Below are 1,548 nucleotides of genomic sequence, written 5' to 3' on the forward strand. Positions count from 1 at the left end.
GCAACGCCGTTGCGTTTAGCTGGGTGGTGCCTTGTCAAGAATGCCGTCCGTGATGATCGCGGTGTGGAGCTTGTAGCGCATGCACCTGCGGGGATGACGGTGGTGGGTGAAGGAGTACTTGCCCTGCCGTTTGCGTAGCCGCGCCTTCAACCGGTGGCGAGGTCGTGGCGGGTGAAGGCCGGCCAGGGCGGCCCGGCCGATGGAGCCCACCAGCGAGGCCGGAGCCGTGATCGACGGGAACTCGCCCGTGACGATGGTGTCGGCGGCGGCCTGCAGCAGGACCGTGAAGCTGACGCGGCGTGCGGATAGTTCCGCGTGGACGAAGGTGAGGTCGTCCGCAGTGTGGATCAGGGCCTGGTAGACCGTGAGGAGGGCGTACAACTCCTGCTCGATGCCAGGAACGGTCCTGGATCGCAGGATGCGGCCGTCCAGGAGGGTGGACTTCAGCGAGAAGTAGCAGGTCTCGGCCTCCCAGCGGCGGTGGTAGATCTCGATCAGCTCCCGGGCGGGATAGCGGTCGGCGTCGAGCAGGCTGGTGATCAGGCGCCACAACTCGGTGCGCTGGGTGCCGTCTTCGAGGCTGACGGTGATCCAGGCTTCGATGATCCGGACCTGGAGGCGTCGGCCGTATCCTCGGCCGGCGCGGTAGTGCTGGGAGCGGATGAAGGTCAGATAGGAGCCGTCGGAGAGTGCCAGCCGGGTGGTGGGGCGGCGTTTTCGGGTGGAGCGGAGCAGGAACGCGGCGCCGGTCTCGGATACTGCGTTGAGGAAGTCCACGGCGTCGTAGTAGGCGTCGGCCAGCAGCAGCATGGAGGAGTCCAGGCTCGCCAGGAGGCGGTGCGCGTAGGACAGTTCGCCGATGCGATCGGGGCCGAAGGCGGCGTCGAGCAGGGCGCGGGTGCCGCACTCCACCAGGGCCACGAGGCGGAGCATCGGATAGCCGAACTCCTTCACCTCGCCGACGTGTTTGGGAAAGTGCCAGGTCACAGCGGGATTGTCGGGGACGCACTGGGTGGTGCCGTCCAGGGCGACCAGGCGCCGTCCGCGGTAGAACGAGTCCTGTTGTCGGGTCGGAGAGGCAACCGGGCCTGCCAGGACCTCGAAGAGCCGACGCAGCGGTGCGGTGCCCACCCGGCGTCGCGCACGCGACAGCGACGACGCACACGGGCATGCCGCCACCGCCTTGCCGAGACCGGCGGTCAGCTTCGCCCATACCCCTGTATACGAGACTCCCTCGAACACGGCGAGCGCGAGCACGAAGTACACCACCACCCGCGCAGGAAGCAGCCGCAGCCGCTGTTCCCGGGCGGCGGTCTCGTCGACAACGGCGTCGACCAGGCAGGGATCGATGATCTGGGTCAACTCGCCCAGCTGGCCCGGGGCATAGACATCAAGGGGTGTCGGGCGCCGCCCGACGCTGGCAGACTGCTGCGGCACGGGACCTCCGAGTGCTCGTTCCTGGGCTCGACACCACAGGAACTACTCGAGGTCCCGCCCCATGACCAGGTACTTGACACCCAGCCCGAACTGCTAAGGCAACGGCGTTGC

General features: G+C 67.8%; 1 protein-coding gene. It reads right to left on the minus strand.

The window, feature by feature from the left end; genetic code table 11:
• Positions 1 to 15: 15 nt before the first annotated feature.
• Entirely contained in the window at positions 16 to 1,437 is a 1,422-nt protein-coding gene (locus AB0D34_RS47250) for an IS4 family transposase (protein WP_362674392.1), read from the minus strand.
• Positions 1,438 to 1,548: the final 111 nt, after the last annotated feature.

The sequence above is a fragment of the Streptomyces sp. NPDC048420 genome (genome assembly GCF_040651535.1).
GTDB lineage: Bacteria > Actinomycetota > Actinomycetes > Streptomycetales > Streptomycetaceae > Streptomyces.